The 17,492-nt window shown below is 46.0% G+C and carries 18 protein-coding genes; 7 read left to right on the forward strand and 11 right to left on the reverse strand.

Going from position 1 to position 17,492, the window contains the following annotated elements; all coding sequences use genetic code 11:
• Positions 1 to 52: 52 nt before the first annotated feature.
• The 6 genes from M1D90_RS18020 to M1D90_RS18045 form a co-directional block, all read right to left on the reverse strand.
• On the reverse strand, positions 53 to 745 hold the full coding sequence (locus M1D90_RS18020) for an N-acetyltransferase (protein ID WP_039073272.1): 693 nt from the start codon (positions 743 to 745) through the stop codon (positions 53 to 55).
• A gap of 106 nt (positions 746 to 851) precedes the next feature.
• On the reverse strand, positions 852 to 1,568 hold the full coding sequence (gene treR / locus M1D90_RS18025) for a trehalose operon repressor (RefSeq protein WP_020450546.1): 717 nt from the start codon (positions 1,566 to 1,568) through the stop codon (positions 852 to 854).
• Positions 1,569 to 1,589: 21 nt separating this feature from the next.
• Positions 1,590 to 3,278, reverse strand: a complete 1,689-nt coding sequence (gene treC, locus M1D90_RS18030; protein WP_456282941.1) for an alpha,alpha-phosphotrehalase — start codon at positions 3,276 to 3,278, stop codon at positions 1,590 to 1,592.
• Between the two features lie 73 nt (positions 3,279 to 3,351).
• Positions 3,352 to 4,764 carry a PTS system trehalose-specific EIIBC component gene (gene treP, locus M1D90_RS18035; RefSeq protein ID WP_095292875.1) on the reverse strand — a complete coding sequence of 471 codons (1,413 nt, stop codon included), beginning with the start codon at positions 4,762 to 4,764 and terminating at the stop codon, positions 3,352 to 3,354.
• Between the two features lie 188 nt (positions 4,765 to 4,952).
• Positions 4,953 to 6,365 (reverse strand): alanine/glycine:cation symporter family protein, encoded by a 1,413-nt coding sequence (locus M1D90_RS18040; protein ID WP_456282942.1) that lies wholly within the window; start codon positions 6,363 to 6,365, stop codon positions 4,953 to 4,955.
• A gap of 70 nt (positions 6,366 to 6,435) precedes the next feature.
• The gene (locus M1D90_RS18045; RefSeq protein WP_212930564.1) at positions 6,436 to 6,813 is read right to left on the reverse strand and encodes a DnaJ family domain-containing protein; all 378 of its coding nucleotides are present in this window, start codon (positions 6,811 to 6,813) and stop codon (positions 6,436 to 6,438) included.
• A gap of 262 nt (positions 6,814 to 7,075) precedes the next feature.
• Here M1D90_RS18045 and M1D90_RS18050 point away from each other — a divergent pair, with 262 nt between their 5' ends.
• The 4 genes from M1D90_RS18050 (at position 7,076) to M1D90_RS18065 (ending at position 10,416) form a co-directional block, all read left to right on the forward strand.
• Complete coding sequence (locus M1D90_RS18050) at positions 7,076 to 9,037, forward strand: LTA synthase family protein (RefSeq protein WP_212930565.1); 1,962 nt, start codon at positions 7,076 to 7,078, stop codon at positions 9,035 to 9,037.
• Between the two features lie 125 nt (positions 9,038 to 9,162).
• Positions 9,163 to 9,915 (forward strand): type I methionyl aminopeptidase, encoded by a 753-nt coding sequence (gene map, locus M1D90_RS18055; protein ID WP_020450540.1) that lies wholly within the window; start codon positions 9,163 to 9,165, stop codon positions 9,913 to 9,915.
• An 83-nt stretch (positions 9,916 to 9,998) separates the two neighbouring features.
• Entirely contained in the window at positions 9,999 to 10,154 is a 156-nt protein-coding gene (locus tag M1D90_RS18060; protein WP_020450539.1) for a hypothetical protein, read from the forward strand.
• Between the two features lie 130 nt (positions 10,155 to 10,284).
• The gene (locus M1D90_RS18065) at positions 10,285 to 10,416 is read left to right on the forward strand and encodes a DUF2639 domain-containing protein (RefSeq protein WP_003179731.1); all 132 of its coding nucleotides are present in this window, start codon (positions 10,285 to 10,287) and stop codon (positions 10,414 to 10,416) included.
• A 40-nt stretch (positions 10,417 to 10,456) separates the two neighbouring features.
• Here M1D90_RS18065 and M1D90_RS18070 read toward each other — a convergent pair whose 3' ends face one another.
• Positions 10,457 to 11,107, reverse strand: coding sequence for an MOSC domain-containing protein (locus M1D90_RS18070; protein WP_035336959.1), 651 nt, complete (start codon positions 11,105 to 11,107; stop codon positions 10,457 to 10,459).
• Between the two features lie 111 nt (positions 11,108 to 11,218).
• On the opposite strand from M1D90_RS18070, the gene M1D90_RS18075 reads away from it, so the two are divergent.
• From M1D90_RS18075 to M1D90_RS18085, 3 genes are all read left to right on the forward strand, one after another.
• On the forward strand, positions 11,219 to 11,491 hold the full coding sequence (locus M1D90_RS18075; RefSeq protein ID WP_020450537.1) for an acylphosphatase: 273 nt from the start codon (positions 11,219 to 11,221) through the stop codon (positions 11,489 to 11,491).
• 107 nt (positions 11,492 to 11,598) lie between these two features.
• Positions 11,599 to 11,883: an autorepressor SdpR family transcription factor gene (locus tag M1D90_RS18080; RefSeq protein ID WP_020450536.1), complete on the forward strand. Its 285-nt coding sequence runs from the start codon at positions 11,599 to 11,601 to the stop codon at positions 11,881 to 11,883.
• Positions 11,880 to 12,518: an SdpI family protein gene (locus tag M1D90_RS18085; protein WP_020450535.1), complete on the forward strand. Its 639-nt coding sequence runs from the start codon at positions 11,880 to 11,882 to the stop codon at positions 12,516 to 12,518. Before M1D90_RS18080 ends, M1D90_RS18085 begins: the two co-directional genes overlap by 4 nt.
• 40 nt (positions 12,519 to 12,558) lie before the next feature.
• Here M1D90_RS18085 and M1D90_RS18090 read toward each other — a convergent pair whose 3' ends face one another.
• The 4 genes from M1D90_RS18090 to M1D90_RS18105 all read right to left on the reverse strand — a co-directional run bounded on the left by M1D90_RS18090 (position 12,559) and on the right by M1D90_RS18105 (position 17,480).
• Positions 12,559 to 13,593, reverse strand: coding sequence for a glycosyl hydrolase family 18 protein (locus tag M1D90_RS18090; protein WP_026578893.1), 1,035 nt, complete (start codon positions 13,591 to 13,593; stop codon positions 12,559 to 12,561).
• Positions 13,594 to 13,608: 15 nt separating this feature from the next.
• Positions 13,609 to 14,706: a nitric oxide synthase oxygenase gene (locus tag M1D90_RS18095; RefSeq protein ID WP_020450533.1), complete on the reverse strand. Its 1,098-nt coding sequence runs from the start codon at positions 14,704 to 14,706 to the stop codon at positions 13,609 to 13,611.
• Positions 14,707 to 14,834: 128 nt separating this feature from the next.
• Positions 14,835 to 16,478, reverse strand: coding sequence for a M14 family metallopeptidase (locus M1D90_RS18100; protein WP_231006263.1), 1,644 nt, complete (start codon positions 16,476 to 16,478; stop codon positions 14,835 to 14,837).
• A 207-nt stretch (positions 16,479 to 16,685) separates the two neighbouring features.
• Positions 16,686 to 17,480, reverse strand: coding sequence for an MBL fold metallo-hydrolase (locus tag M1D90_RS18105; protein ID WP_167511152.1), 795 nt, complete (start codon positions 17,478 to 17,480; stop codon positions 16,686 to 16,688).
• Between the last annotated feature and the right edge of the window lie 12 nt (positions 17,481 to 17,492).

Raw genomic sequence — 17,492 nt, forward strand, 5'->3', positions numbered from 1 at the left:
TCTCTCTTTTTTTGCAGACACGTTATATAACACGGCTAAGATTGAAAAACCGTTATTTCAGCAACCGGCCTGGATTGCCCACAGCCGTTTTGCCTGCGGGAACATCTTTTGTGATGACGGCGCCCGCTCCGATGACCGCATGCTCCCCGATGACGACCGCCGGCAGCAATGTTGCGTTGTTTCCGATTTTCGCTCCTCTTTTAATAGTTGGACCTTGATACGGGTAGTTTCCCATTCCCATATATTTATCATTTGATGTGGAACAGCAAGGACCGATAAACACTTCATCTTCGATCGTCATATCAGCGGTGATATAACAGCCCGTTTGAATCGTCACTCTCTTTCCAATTTTGGTATTGTTTTCAACCATCGCGTTGCGTCCTATAATGCTTTCTTTTCCGATCGCAACATTTTCGCGAATGCTCGCCATGTCTCCCACAAAAACGCCTTTTTCCAACAGCACGTCCCGGTATATAACAGCACTCGCACCGACTACGGCATCATCTTCTATCCGCAAAGGCGCTCCCGCCTGCTTCGGCTGGCGGGCCATTTTTTTATTTGAAGAAGCCGCTTTGCCAAGGACGGCCAAATCGCCGATTTTCACCCCGCTGCCGATCTGAGTATCCTTTTTAATAATGGCATGATGACCGATTGTTACGTTGTCCCCGATGACCACATTTTCTTCAATGACAGCGTGCTCTCCCAATACTACGTTCTTTCCGATCTTTACGGTTTCATGAATCATTGATTACATCCTCCATTTCTCATTTACACCTGCTGTAGCATATTCAATGCGGACGTGATGAGAAACGGCTGCATAAAAAAACACGGCCGCCGTCAGGCGCACCGTGCTACTTTTCTCTTCTTGCAAAATCGACAAAACGGAATTTATCCAAGCGGTGTCTGCTTTCCGTATATTGAAACAAGGTTGTATCATCAAGGAAAACAAAATTCTTCACAACCACAATGTGTTCGTATCCGTTCAAATCCAAATATTCTTGATCCTCAGCCGTACATGGCTCGACCACAATTTCCTTATGGGCATAGCTGATGACGAGCCCGCATTCACCTTCAAGGTATTGGTAGATCGAGTCCTCGCATATTTCTTTCGTCAAGAGCGGCACATGCTTGCGGATAAAATAGTCTTTATCCAGGATGATGCGCTCTCCGTTAATATTCCGCGATCTGACGACCCGCCATACCTCTTCATCTCCAGAAGTGCGAAGCTGCTTTTGAATATATGCATCCGGATGCGTCAAGCCGAACTCGTGGACCGTCGTGCTTGTCTCTTTGCCAAGCGTTTCTGAAAGTTCCTTAAAGCTGACCAAACCGGAAACCGGGAACTGCATTTTCTCCCTGTGCAGCACGACTGACCCTTTTCCTTTGATCTTTTGAATATATCCGTTCTGGGCAAGCACATTCAGCGCTTTCCGAACCGTTTCCCTCGAGGTGTCGTGCTGTTCGGCAAGGTCGTTTTCAGACGGCAGGATATCTCCGGCATTCAGTATGCTTTGATCGATTTGTTCTGCAATTTGTTTGTAAATCATCATATACTTGTTGATCTTCATTTTTTTACCACCACGCTTAGTTTAGCATGGTTTGGCGAGATGATAAACAATCGATTGATACGGTTTCACTTTAAAGCGTGTAAATGACTCGGGAAGATCGGTGTCATTGGAAATGAGAACCTTGGCATCATAGCCGTCAATATCAATATCATCAGGGAGCTGAAACTCGGTCTCTTTCCCGTAAAAATTATTGATCACCAGCAGTTTTTCATCCGCTCCGTTTCTCAAATACGCATAAAGTGCTTGATCGTCTTCCAGAATCAGCTGATAATCTCCGGTTGTGATGATATCGAATTCCTTGCGGAGCTTATTCAGCTTTTTATAATGGTAGAAAATCGAGTCAGGATCGCTGAGCGCTTTTTCTGCATTGATTTCTTTGTAGTTGGCAGGCACCGGAATCCACGGTGTCCCCGTCGTAAACCCGGCATTTTTTTCTCCGTTCCACTGCACCGGCGTCCTTGAATTATCACGGGACTTCGCTTTCAGGATTTCGATGATTTCGGCTTCCGGCTTTCCTGCTTCTTTCAGCAGACGGTACATATTGAGAGATTCGACATCCCGATAAAGAGAGATGTCATCGAATTTCGGGTTGGTCATCCCGAGCTCTTCTCCCTGGTAAATGTATGGTGTCCCCTGAAGCATATGAATCGCGGTTGCCAGCATTTTCGCAGATTTTATGCGGTATTTTCCGTCGTCGCCGTAACGTGAGACGATCCGCGGCTGGTCGTGGTTGCACCAGAACAATGCGTTCCACCCGCCTCCTTTATGCATTTCAGTCTGCCATTCAGAAAGAATCTTCTTCAGCTTTAGAAAATCAAAATCCGCCAGCGCCCATTTTTCCCCGTTTGGATAGTCGGCCTTTAAATGGTGAAAGTTAAACACCATATCGAGCTCCCGGCTTTCAGGGTTTGTATACCGGATGCAATCTGCGATTGTCGTCGATGACATTTCCCCGACCGTCATGCTGTTGTATTTTGAAAAGACCTCCCTGTTCATTTCATTCAAAAACTCGTGAACCCTCGGCCCGTCCGTATAAAATCTGCGCCCGTCCCCCTCGTCATCATCAGGGAAACGCTGGTCTTTTGAGATGACATTGATGACATCAAGTCTGAAGCCGTCGATTCCTTTTTCAAACCAGAAATGCATCATCTCGTACACTTTTTTTCTGACTTCATCGTTCTCCCAATTCAAATCCGCCTGTGTCACATCATAGAGATGGAGATAATACTGTCCGGTCTCTTCTTGAAACTCCCACGCCGAGCCGCCGAACTTCGATTCCCAGTTTGTCGGCGGAGCGCCGTCCGGCTTCATGTCCTTCCAAATATAAAAGTCGCGATACGGATTTTCTTTTCCGGACGCTGCTTCTTTAAACCATTTGTGCTCTGTTGATGTATGGTTGACGACAAGATCCATGATCACCTTTATGCCGCGCTTGTGAGCCTCTTCTAGAAGCTCTTCAAAGTCGGCCATTGTTCCATATTCTTCATGAATGTTGTAATAGTCGCTGATGTCATAGCCGTTGTCATTTTGCGGCGATTGATAAATCGGCGTCAGCCAAATGACATCACAGGCGAGCTCCTTGATGTAGTCGAGCTTTTCGATGATGCCGCGAATGTCGCCGACACCGTTACCTGTTGTATCTTTAAAGCTTTTCGGATAAATCTGATAGACGACTGCTTTTTTCCACCATGGATTTTCTTTCGTTTCCACTTTTCAACACCACCGTTTTCTTCTTTATGAAATGGGAAAAGGGCTGACAAATATGCGCGCCCCTCTCCCTCTCTTATTTCATTTTTAATTTTGCATAGAGGTATGTTCCGGCGAACGGCGCGATCAGCACGATCGCCATCCCGACTGCAAACGCTCCCCAGTATTGGCTCATGATAGAGAAAATTCCGGGTACACCGCCGACGCCGACAGAGCTTGCCAAAACCCCTTGCGAGGAAATGAACATTCCGGCAATCCCCGAGCTGATCATCGCGATCACGAACGGAAATCTGTATCTGAGATTCACCCCGAACAGCGCCGGTTCGGTAATTCCGAGATAAGCTGAAATGCCGGATGTCAAGGACAGACCTTTCTGCTTCTCATCTTTGACAATAAACATCATCGCAAGCGCGGCTGAACCTTGTGCGATATTGGACAGCGCCAGCATCGGCCATAAAAATGTTCCGCCGAGCTTTGATCCGATCAGCTGAAGGTCAACGGCAAGGAATGTATGATGCATTCCGGTAATGACGAGAGCGGCGTAAAGTCCGCCGTATAACAGTCCGCCCAGTACGGCAAATTGTTCAAAGACAGCAATAAGGCCTGATGTTAAGACATTTCCGATGGCAAATGTAATCGGTCCAATGACAATAAATGAAGCAAAACCTGTGACAAGCAGCGTAATCGGCGCCACGACAAGGAGCTGAATGCTCTCAGGCGTCCGCTTTGTCAAAAAGCGCTCAATTTTTGCAAGCAAATAAGATGCGAGCAAAATAGGAAGCACCTGCCCCTGATAGCCGACCTTCTGCACTTCCAGACCGAATAAATTCCAGACAGGAATCTCTCCGCTTTGCTCGGCAGCCCCGTATCCCCAAGCGTTTAACAAATCAGGATGCACAAGCATGACGCCTAGCACGATGCCGAGCAGCGGATTTCCGCCAAACCGCTTGACGGCCGACCAGCCGATTAATGCCGGGAGAAATGCGAAAGCCGTTCCCGCAATCAAGTTAATCATATTGGCGAGATCCGCCCATTCAGGATAGACTTCAACGATCGATTTTCCGCTGAAGAAAATGTCTTGAGCCGTCAGGATATTGTTGATTCCCATCAACAGTCCGGCGGTGACAATCGCCGGCAATATTGGAATAAAAATATCTGCAAGCGTTTTCACAGCACGCTGTAAAGGATTCATATTTTTCTCTGAGGCTTTCTTGACGTCATCTTTTGACGATTCGCCGATTCCTGTGGCCTTCACCAGCTCCGCGTATACATTGTTGACCGTTCCTTGGCCGATCACCACTTGGAATTGGCCGTTCGTTGAAAACGATCCTTTGACAACATCTATTTGCTCCAGCACCTCTTGATTGACTTTGCTTTCATCGAGCAGTGCAAATCGCAGACGCGTCACACAATGGGTTACCGCTGCAATGTTGTCCGCACCGCCGACAGCATCGACAATCCGTCGCGCTGATTGATTTAAATCAGTCATTCCAATCCCTCCTTCTCCTCTTATAACTTGTATATACATGTTATATCTATATTGTATTCCTGTATATACAAGTAGTCAACATATTTTTATAGCGCTTTCAAAAATAAAAAAAGCCCGGCCGTTCCCTTCATAAAACGAAGGATAGCAAGGCTTCCTCCGATTTATACGCCGGGAACAACCGGCTGAGATCATAAATTGTTCACTTTTTCATCACGTTCATCAGCGCCGTCCTGCTGACCGATGTCTTTCAAATAATACTTTTCTGATGTAAAAAACTCATCATATAAAGACCTTACTTTTTTGCTCAAGAGCAGCACCGCCAAAATATTCGGAATAAGAATGAAAACGAGCGCAAGATCAAGGAATCCCCATATTGCCTTTGCTCCTCCGGCAGCCCCGATGATGACGGCGGCCAGATAGACGAATTTAATCATATGCCCCGCGAGCCGTCCGAACAGAAATTCAGCTTGTTTTACTCCGTAAAAAATAACCACTGTGATCGTTGATAAGACAAAGAAAACGAGCGAGACGGAGACGAAGTATCCGCCCACAGGGCCGAAATAGCTGCGGAATGCGGCTGCCGCCAGTGCTCCCGGATTGCTCGACGCATTTTCACCGGTCCAGACGCCTGATGCGAGCACGACGAAGGCTGTAGTCGTGCATATCAGCAGCGTATCGACCACAATGCCGATCACCGCCCAGAATCCCTGTCTCACAGGGTGGTCGGTCATCGCCGCCGCATGCGCAATCGGGGCCGTCCCCATCCCGGCTTCGTTGGAATAAAGTCCACGTGCAAACCCCCAACGAACGGTTTCAGCAACCGCCGCACCTGCAAAGCCGCCGAATGCCGAAGAAGATGTAAACGCATTCGAAAAGATGAGAGAGAAAAATGCGGGTACAGAAGAAAGGTTCATGACGACAATCAAGAAACCGGCCCCGATGTACGCCCCTGCCATAAGCGGAACCGCAAGCTCTGTCACTTTTCCAATCCGTTTAATCCCTCCGATCACCACTAAACCGATCAAAAAAGCAATCCCGATTCCGGTGTATAAACGATTGAATGAAAACGACTCAGCTAATGATGCGGAAACCGAATTTCCCTGCACCATGATGCTCGGAACGAGCTCAATCATCAGCGCGACCGAAAAAAAGACGCCGAGCCATTTCATAGAGAGTCCTTTTGTAATGTAATACATCGGCCCCCCGACATATTCGCCTTCTTCGTTTTTTTCTCTGTAGTGGACGGCGAGGACGCTTTCCGAAAACTTGATCGCCATGGCAAACAGAGCGACCAGCCACATCCAAAACACGGCTCCCGGACCGCCGAACATGATCGCCGCAGGCACACCGACGATATTGGCGGCGCCGACTGTTGAGCTGAGAGCCGATGTCAAAGCTTGCAACGGTGTAACCGTCCCTTCTCCTTTCGGCTTTTTGCCGACGCTTCCGATCGTCTGCTTAAAGATATAGAGAGGATAGCGAAATTGAAAAAATTTCAGCAGGATCGTTAAATAGACTCCCGTCCCTGTCAGCAGTATGATGAGCGGCGGCCCCCAAAGCCAATCTGATATGTATTCAACCCAGTTCAACAATCGTTCCATCCTATCACCCTTTTATTCGTTTATGGGTCAATACCACTATAGGACAGAAATAAACCTGCTCAGCGCTTTTTTATTTCCCGCTGAGCCTTCGGTACACTTTTTCTTTATAAAACGCTGAGGCAGGTTTGGAAAACATGCCTTTCTTGTCGGCGAGCCTGTCGAGCCTGAGCCGCGTTTCTGTTTTTCTCTCAATTAAACGATCGCGCTCGTCTTCATCCGTGCACTTTGCGATTAAGTCGTCAATTGTCATCAGCTCTTTCTTCAAAGCCCCTTCATCCCCCGTCATTCCGGCGTTTTTCATCACCCGGTAAGCCATGCGGAGATGCTCTGGAACATGGGCGGCATCGTCTTTTTTCAAGGGTTTCCCCATTCCCGGAAGCCCTTCGAATTCGCCGTCCTTAATGGCCCGCTTAATCTTATCTTCAGAAACAATGCTCGAAAAATCCATGGTCTACATCCTCCCCTTTTGTTCATATACTAACAACAGTCTGCCATAAAGATGCGTTCCCGCCAATGCAAGACAAGCGTAAAATATTCCCAAATGTTTTTTAGAAAACTGTAAAACCCTGATTTACCAGGGGGTTTGAGCTTCTTTTCACAAGGTTGATTTCCGCTTTTCTAAATCGGTATTTCATGGTATATTTTATACATTCGTTTTTTTCTTTCGTTCCGATGGTTTTTTACTGATCCGGAAAAAAGGAGTGTAACAATTGAAAAGATTTATTAAGGAAAGAGGTCTTGCCTTCTTCCTGATAGCCGCCATATTGCTATGGCTGAAAACTTATGCTGCGTATGTAATTGAATTTAATTTAGGAATAACCAACACAGTACAACAGATTTTGCTTTTTGTGAATCCGATTAGCTCAAGCTTGTTCTTTCTTGGATTAGGACTCTTGTTCAAGAAAAAAATACAGCAGACAGCGATTATAGTGATTCATTTTTTAATGTCTTTTTTGCTATATGCAAACGTCGTATACTACAGATTTTTCAGCGACTTTATCACGCTGCCTACGATCATGCAGGCAAAAACAAACGGGGGGCAGCTCGGGGACAGCATTTTCTCGCTCATGCACCCGCTTGATGTTTTGTATTTCATCGATACCTTTATTTTAATCGGGCTGGCTGTATTCTATAACAGACCTTCTGAAACAACAACGAAGCGCCCGTTTAAAATTGTGCTGGGAACAAGCGTCCTTGTCTTCCTCGTCAACCTGGCCGTTGCCGAGATTGATCGTCCGGAGCTTCTGACCCGTTCTTTTGACCGCAACTACCTTGTGAAATATTTGGGGACCTACAACTTCACAATCTATGATGCGGTGCAGAATATCAAGTCAAACAGCCAGCGCGCACTGGCAAGCTCCAGCGACGTGACGGAAGTAGAGAACTATATTAAAGCCAATCATGATAAGCCGAATGCCGAATACTTCGGAAAAGCGAAAGGCATGAACGTGGTTTACATTTCACTGGAATCACTTCAGACGTTCGCGATCGACTATAAGATCGACGGCAAGGAAGTCACGCCGTTCTTAAATTCACTGGCGCATGACAATGAAACGTTTTATTTTGATAACTTTTTCCACCAAACAGGACAAGGTAAAACGTCTGACGCGGAATTTATGATGGACAACTCGCTGTATCCTTTATCACAAGGGTCAGTGTTCATTAATAAAGCGCAAAACACGCTGCAGTCGGCTCCGGCCATTTTGAAGTCTCAAGGCTATACATCAGCGGCATTCCACGGCAACTACAAAACGTTCTGGAACCGCAATGAAATGTATAAAGCCATCGGTTATGACAAATTCTTTGACGCTACGTATTACGATATGAGCGAAGATAAAACGAAAAACTACGGATTGAAAGATAAACCGTTCTTTGAAGAATCAATGCCGCTGTTGAAAAGCCTGAAACAGCCGTTCTATACGAAGTTTATCACCCTTTCGAACCATTTTCCGTTCGAGATGGATGAAGGCGATACAGACTTCCCTGCCGGCGATACCGGCGACAGCGTCGTTGACCATTATTTCCAGTCGGCCAACTACATGGATCAGGCCATTGAACAATTTTTCAACGATCTGAAAAAATCCGGACTGTATGATAATACGATTGTCGTCATGTACGGAGACCACTACGGTATTTCGGAAAATCACAACAAAGCGATGGCCAAAGTATTGGGCAAAGACATCACACCGAATGAAAATGCCCAATTGCAAAGGGTTCCGCTGTTCATCCACGCGCCTGGGGTCAAGGGAATCAAATCCAATAAATACGGCGGCGAAGTCGATGTAGCCCCTACCCTGCTTCATTTGATGGGCGTGAATACGAAAGATTACCTGATGAGCGGTTCAGACCTTCTGTCACCGGAACACCGTGAAGTTATTCCGTTCCGCAACGGCGATTTCGTTTCTCCGGAATATACGAAAACGAACGGAAACTACTACGACACGAAAACAGGAGAGCTTCTGAACGAAAAAGACATCGATCCGAACATCGATGAGTCCGTGAAAAAAGAACTCGAAATGTCGGATAAAATCGTCGACGGAGATTTGCTGCGTTTTTATAAACCGAAAGGCTTTAAAGCGATCAACCCGAGCGACTACGACTACACCAACCACAATCCGAAAACATCAGAATCTGATGCGGCGCAAACTACGAAATCAGATTCCGGACAATAAACAGACAGCACCCGCTTATTTATAAGCGGGTGCTTTTTTTTGTCTTGAAGCCGCTCTGTTCCTTTTTCGCAAGCAGATATGGTAAGCTTGAAATGGAATATAAAAAAAGAAAGCGGGAATGAATTGTGATTGTAACAAATGACCAAGAGCTGGAAGGGCTCAAGAAAATAGGCAGAATCGTCGCTTTAGCCAGGGAGGAAATGAAGGCAAAAGCAGCACCCGGCATGAGTACAAAAGAGCTGGACCTCATCGGTAAAGAAGTGCTTGAGGCTCATGGCGCCGCATCGGCTCCGGAAAAAGAATACGATTTCCCAGGAACGACGTGCATCAGTGTGAACGATGAAGTCGCCCACGGTATCCCAAGCGAATCCACGATTTTAAAAGAAGGGGATTTGATCAACATCGACATCTCCGCTGAATTTGGCGGCTACTATTCTGATACTGGCATTTCATTTGTACTCGGAAAAGGCGATGAAACGCTGCACAAGCTTTGCCAAAGCGCGGAAAGCGCATTTCAAAAGGGACTTTTGCAGGCGCGCGCCGGCAAGAAACAAAACCAAATCGGCAGAGCCGTATACAATGAAGCAAAAGCAAACGGATTTACCGTCATTAAAAACCTGACGGGACACGGGATTGGAAAGAACCTCCATGAAGCGCCCAACCATATCTTAAATTACTATGACCCGTTTGATAATGCGCTCTTTAAAAACGGAACCGTCATCGCCCTTGAGCCGTTTGTTTCCACAAAAGCCGAGCATACCATCGAAGCCGGAGACGGCTGGACATTCAAAACGCCTGACGGCAGCTTTGTGGCACAGATCGAGCATACGATCGTCATTACGAAAAACGAACCGATCATTTTAACACAGCTTGACTGATTACGTGAAAAAGCCCGGCTCATAGAAGTCCGGGCTTTTATGCTAAAATAAAAGACAAACTGTGCCGAAAGGAGCTTTACCGCATGCTGTTTGCCATCATCGGGCTGATCTTTTTCATCGAGAGCATCCTGTTAATCGTATATGCTCATAAAAAAAAGAACGGCTTCTTAAAATATATCGGAATCGTCCTCAGCATCTCGATCATTGTGATGATCGTCACCAGTTTGACACACGGCTGAAGCCTTCCTCAAACTTCCAAACTACGACGAAAGACTCAGTTTTTAAAAATTGCCGCCTATCCCTTTTCAGCGTTTTTCTATAGATGTTAGAATGCCAATTGCATCGAATTATAGAAGGGAGTTTTCTGCCATGCATTACGGAAGCAAAGGCTGGTATGTAGAAGAACTGAAAAAGCTGGGAATGACAAAGTATGAAGGAAGAAAGCTTCAAAGCTATAAAAAACACTTTTTGGCCAACCTGCTTGAAAGCGTCAAAAAATAAACATGTTAAAGCCGTGCTCCTTTTCGGACACGGCTTGTTTTTATGCGCTCAGCTCCTTTAAAAATGAGCTTCTCCAGCTTTCCGACAGCGCTTCAACCTCAAGGATCTTCCGAATGGCGGGGTGATTGCCCCTGTCATGGTACATCAAATGGTTAGCGTACGAAACTGTGGCTTCATGCGCATCTCTTGAAACGAGCTGCAGCCCGGAATCGGGCGCAACGATTCCTTCTTCGAGAACCCTGAAATAAAATCCGCTGAACCCGGTGTCCCTCACCTGTAACACCATATCTTTTTGATTCAGCCGTTTGGCAAGCTTGAAACAAGGCTGGCGCGGCTGGCTGACTTGAACAAGAGCCTCCCCTAGCTTGAAGATATCACCGATGCACACATCTTTTTCGGTGAGCCCTTTAACCGTCACGTTTTCTCCAAATGCCGCCTCCGGCAGCTTCCGCTTCAAGACGCTTTCCCAATACATGTAGTGGTCCGCCGGATAGACGCAAACCGCTTTATCCACTCCTCCGTGGTGAATCAGATCCGCCTGCCCGTCCCCTTCAAAATTCGTACGGCTCAAATATACGGGTCCGCCGACAGGCTCCTTCACGATTGCCGTTTCCACCTGTTTTCCGTCGAATTCGTATGTGTGCGGACGGCCTACATGAATAGATAAAATTTCATACTCCTGATGCTCCAAAACCTCACGCCCTTCCTTTATTTTCATATTTTAACGATTTATCCGAAACATGTCTATCCCATGATCTCAAAATGAGAAATATGGTAGCATAAAAGAAAAGGAGTGTTCCCGATGCTTCAATACAGAATCATTGTAGACGGACGCGTTCAGGGCGTGGGATTTCGCTATTTTGTTCAAATGGAAGCAGATAAGCACAAATTGACCGGCTGGGTCCGGAACCGCGACAACGGTACAGTTGAAATCCGCGCCGAAGGACCCGAGGAAAGTCTGAAGCCATTTTTAAAAGCGATTCAAAAAGGAAGTCCCTTCTCAAAAGTAACGGACGTGAATGTCGAAGAAACAAAAGAGATTGACGGATTCCACAAGTTTAATATCAGCTATTGAAAAATCCGCCGGAGATGGCGGATTTTTCAAACGTATCTTGACTAAATTCCTCTTTTATTTTAGTATTTAGTTAAATAGCTAAATACTTAATTCCAAGGATGCTGAATATGAATCAAACCTTTAAAGCTCTAGCTGACCCGACGAGAAGAAAAATTTTAAATCTGCTGAAGGATCGGGATATGACCGCCGGTGAAATATCTGACCAGTTTCAAATGTCTAAACCAAGTATATCTCAGCATTTAAAAATTTTAAAACAGGCTGAATTAATTCAAGATGAAAAAAAAGGCCAATACATCATTTACTCGCTGAACACCACAATATTTCAAGAAATCATCGGCTGGGCTTTCAGTTTTACTGAGCAAGCCGGCAAAGATAAAGGGGATGCCAAATGAGAAAACACATCTTTTCACTCGCTATAATCGCCATAAATCTAATCATGTGGGCCATCGCTTATCCGCACATTTCCGATCAAGTTCCAATTCATTGGTCATTTTCGGGAGAAGTCGACAGTTATGCTTCAAAAATGGAAGCAATGCTTATCATGACCGGGCTGCTCGTTTTTGTGTATGTGTTGATGTTCTTAACGCCAAAAATCGATCCGCGCAGAAAAAACTATCAGCTTTTTTCAAAGACTTATTACCTTCTCATCAATGCCATGCTGATTCTATTTTCCCTGATCAACGTGCTTGTAATCATGACAGGGCTCGGGTATGATCTGCCCGCTGGCAGCATTGTACCGGTTCTAGTAGGCGCTCTACTCATTGTCATAGGCAATTACCTCCCGAGAATCCGCTCCAACTTTTTTTTCGGGATCAAAAACCCTTGGACATTGAGCAGCGATTCAATCTGGAAAAAAACCCACAGATTTGCGGCGAAAGTATTTACTTTAGCAGGACTGCTGATCATTGCGGACGGATTGTTATCTATCAGCCCAGAAATCATGCTTCCGGTTATTTTGGCAACGGTTTTCGCGCCCTATATTTATTCTTATGTCCTGTACCGGAAAGAAATCAATATGAAAAGCTGACATGAGAATAAATGAAAAAGAAGGCTCCGAATTGGAGCCTTTATTTTATTCCCTTCCGCACCGCCTGCCAAAAAGAGGCCGATTCATGTCCCATCGAGTAGACGGAAACTCCTGCGATTTTATATCGCATGGCCAGGCGGCTTTTCGCCGCAATCGTTTTTTCATCTTCATACCAAACGACATGGCGGTGTTTGTGTTGATCTGTATAAGAAAATCTCATCGACCCCGATCTTTTATCATATACAGGCTTAGCCTTCACTTTTTTCTTAAGCGCCTTCACGTCGTTCCACTGCTTCAATTTGCTGTTCTTTCGGGATGTTAAATCCCAATCATTCCCGTATGAGGGGATGCCCATAATGACTTTTTCGGCTTTGATCGTTTTCACCGCATATGCTAATGAGCTTTTGACCCAGTTCATTCCGGCAACAGAGCCCGGCTCGCTCCAGATCCCGTGTTCATCGTAAGTCATGACTTGAACATAGTCAGCTGATTTTCCGATTTCCGCATAATCATACGGCCAGCTCCAACCATCTTTTCGGTCATCTGCACTCTTCGCCGGTACCGAAACCATCGTTTTGATCTTGTGTTTTTTCAAAGCGGCTGCGACATGACGGATGAAGCTTGAGTATTTAGCTCTCTCGTTCGGCTTTACAGCTTCAAAATCAATATTAATTCCGGTAAACGACTGCTTCTTCGCAAGCGTAATAAGCTGTTCTGTAAAGTGCTGCCGCGCCGTTTTGCCGGACATGACCGTTGATGCCAGATTCCCGTCAAAATCGTGAATGGATTCGTTGTAGTTTGAAATGACCGCCCACGTCTTGAGGCGTTTCTTCTTTGCAAACGATAATTGTTTTTTCGGAGTGTCTCCGATGATATCTCCTTTTTGATTAAACGCGTAGGTGTCGAGAGCTGCGGCATTGATATAGTGATGGTATGCCGTCAGCGATTGATAGGAAGCTGCTTCCCCTGTTGTATAGCCGAGTACGATTTTGGCCGCTTTTGCTTCTGTTTCTGTATATGTAAGCATCGTTAAACATACAGCGAATACGCTGCATAGCAAGTAGATTTTTCTCATTGTCTATTCGTCCTCTCAATCGTTCGAATAAGGCTTTTCCTGATAAAAGTAATTCGGTTTAAGCGTTTTATTTTCATAATAGCTGTGAAAGATATGGGTCGCTGCCGGAGATAACGGCGGAATCAGCCATGTCCAGCTTGCTGAAAGCTCCCTTCCCGCTTCAGCTTCCTGCTCCTCGAACCGCTTGAATTGGCTTGCCGCGGTATGGTGGTCAACAATGCTGACGCCGGCATTTTTATAAGAGTGAAGCACCGCCGTATTTAATTCAACAAGCGCCTTGTCTTTCCACAGCGAAGTATTCCGTTCCGTATCAAGTCCCATAATGGCTGCCACTTTTTCGAGTACATTATAGCGGTCTGTATCCGCGAGGTTGCGCGCTCCGATTTCCGTTCCCATATACCAGCCGTTAAACGGGGCGGCATTATAATGAATTCCTCCGACCTCCAGCTTCATATCGGCTATAATCGGCACACCGTACCACTTCAGCCCCAGACTTTTAAAGCCTTCAATCTCCGGATGTTCAATCCTGACCTCTTTGACGATTTCACGAGGCAGCTCATACCACACAGGGGGATGGCCATCTATTTGAAAAACAAGCGGCAAAACGTCAAAAGGCGTACCTTCGCCTTTCCAGCCGAGCGCTTCACACGCTTTTGTCAGTTCCAATGATGCCGGATCGCCGATGACACCTTGCTCCGTTTCATACCCCGCATACCTGATCAGCTGATGGTTCCAAATGGACACTTTTTTTTGCCCGCTTTGTTCCGGGGGAAAAATCGTAATGAACGGTCTGATTTTCCCTCCGTTTGTCGCAAGCTCTATATGGTGAAAAAGCGCATCCCGCACCTCTGCCTCGGTTTGAACGCCTCTTTGATCGATGACAGTAAGAGAGTGCCAAAACAGCCGGCCGATGCAGCGGCTGCTGTTTCTCCACGCCATTTTCGCGCCATGTTCGATTTCTTCTAATGTATGTGTATAGCTTCCGGTTTCTCTGATTTCTTCGTCTATTTTATGTAAGCGCATCCTTGTTTCTTCTTCGGACTTCGACAGTTCCCCGTAGCAGAGCTCGATGAAGGTCTTGGCTTCCCTCCATAATTCTTCATATGATTCCAACCGGATTCTCTCCTTCCAGATTTCAGACTGATATTTATTGTATAGGTTTCAATCTTAGTTTAAAACCATTATGTATGAAAAGACAAAAAACCGCTAAAAAGCATCCGTCAAAGACGGATGCCTGATGATTATTCCTTAATGTTAAGCGTTTTGGTGTTCAGCATGAAGCGGTAAACCGGCAGCTGTTTGCCTGTTTGAGAAGGGATGTAACCCGTGCTTACATAACTGTCAACCGATTCCGGCTCAAGCGCAATCGACAGCAGATTGCTTTGCGGCTGTGCTGTAAAATAGATTTTTGTTCCTTTTGGAAACTCTTTTTTCTGTTTTTTAAGCTTCGTTTCCACCTTGATCACAGGCCGGCCCTCAGATTCTCCCGATGTTTCTTTCGATAAAACCTCATACGCTTCAGCGGTGAGCTTTTGTTTGAAAGGAAGTGTCACGCTTTTTAATCCCTGATCCTTCAGCTTCTGCTCAATATCTTGATGGCCCGGAAGGACAAGGTAAGCGGTCGGACGTGTTCTTGACAGCACAGGGACGGCTTCCGAAGCGCTGTAATATTGGACAGGAACGTCAACTGCTTGTCCTGAAGCGATATCAGCGACTTTCAGCGTTTCTTTATACGGCCCTGCAAACTCACTGTTGATGACCACTTGGTCTTTATCGCTTACTTTTGCACCATTTTTTATCAGCTTTAATTTTTCTTTGGCGACAAGGCGCTTGATCTCGGCTGCATGCTTCACTGTCGTGTCGATGATCGTCTCATGCGTAGCAACCTGAGCCGCGACTCTTCTTGCAAAATTTTCGCGTCCGATGTCTATCCCCCTGCTTTCCACTAGGAAGGAAAGAGCAGGCTGGAGGCCGAATGCATTACGCCCGATTCTCGCTTCAGTACCGCCTTCATAGATTTCGATTTTTCCGTCCTTGCTTTTTCCTGTCGTATAATATGCATCATTAGAAAAACCTTTTTCATCAAGTTTAGCTCTGACGCCGTTCACATAAAGGCTGTCAGACGCATACCTGATCGATTCGGGAATGTTTAAGTTTTTTCCTGATAAAATTAAAATATCATGGTATTTTAATGACCCTTTTTCGCCTACGCTTTGAAATTCGTTTTGGCCGACACCGTATTCATGGGCATCAATAACGACTTCAGGCGAATATTGATTGAACTCCTGGTGAATGGCGCGGACTTCCGGAGATTCAAGCTTAACATGATCCCTGTTTCCGTCGATTCCGCTCGCCAGCCGTCTGTTAAACTGATACGAGCCGTCGGGATTGACCCGCGGAACGACGATGACATTGATCTTGTCCAACACTTTGTCGCCGTACGGCCCGGCCAGTTTTTCAGCCATCGCCAGGACCGATTCTCCCGCCGCCGGCTCATTTCCGTGTATCTGTCCTTGCAGCCAGACGGTCGGTTTTTTTGATATGGAACGTATTTGCTTATCCTTTGTGAAATAAAGCACGGGAATATTTCTTTTTTCAATTGAAAAACCGATATTCCCGATTTTGACATTCGGGCTTTTCTTTGTCAGACTGGTTATAAACTTCATCATTTCTTCTTGTGTCGTAAAGGCTTCCCCTTCTTTCACAAAAGCAGGGGTCGAGAAAGTTTCTTCCGGTTCCGGATATAATGATGACACTTGCTCTGGCTGAGTATAGTTCTTTCCATAGTAAGGGGTTTCCGCAGCGTGAACCGCATCAGACACCATCAGTCCTGCAAACATTGCCGCAGCTGCCAGCAAAGCTTGGACCCTTTTTTGAATGTTCATCTTTTCTCAGCTCCTTTCAGGCATACCTGCATTATAAATGAAATATCAGCTTATTTTGTCTAAAATTTCAGAAAATGATTCCTTTGGTATACAACAACATCCGAAATATAGAACGATGGATGGCCATCATCACATGTAAATGGTTAGTTTTTCCCTATAAAAAAACATTCAGCCTGGCTGAATGTTTTAAGGGCAGCATATGGCATTTTACGAATCAGAAGCGGGAAGGCGGCCTGACAGATCAAGGAGCTCTTTGGAAAAATCGCTTCCTTTCATCGGTACACCGTGTCCCGTCAACAATGCAGCCGGTTTTAATTCCGACAGCTTCCGAACCGAGTCTGCCGCTTTTGTCCAGTCCATTGTGAAATAAGCCGGGGGTCCGTTCAGCTCCTGCTTTTGAATCGCCACTTCAAACAGAGATTCCTGCTCTACAGTTGTAACGGCGTCGCCTGCGATCAAGGTTCTGTCCGACTGCCGGAAAAGCGAAACATGACCCGGTGTATGTCCCGGCGTCTCAATCCATTTCCACCCTTTAAGAAACGGAAGCGAACCATCTTCAGAAAGCTGCTTTACATGGGACGAAATGTTGATTGAGTGCCTCGGAAACAACGGAGACATCTTTGCAACCAGCCCGCTTTTTACTTGCGGTTTGGCAGGCGGATAATCGGCTTTTCCCGTTAAATAAGGCATTTCTTTTTCATGGGCGTAAACTGGAACCGGCCATGTTTCGAGAAGACCTTCCAAAGCGCCGACATGGTCGAAATGTCCGTGCGTCAAAACGATTGCTTTTAGGCTAAAATCGCCGAACCGCTCCTTTGCCTCTCTTAAAATAAATGGAGCGGACTTGGGCATTCCGGCATCGATTAAAACGGCTTCCCGCGAATCGGGATCGAAAATAAAATACACATTGACGATTTGCACCGTCAAACCGAATACGCCTTCGGCATACTCTTCCAGGACCCCGCTGTTGATGGATGTCAAAGGCATGTAAGGATCACTCATTATGTTCACCAC

Source organism: Bacillus sp. JZ34 (assembly GCF_053903205.1).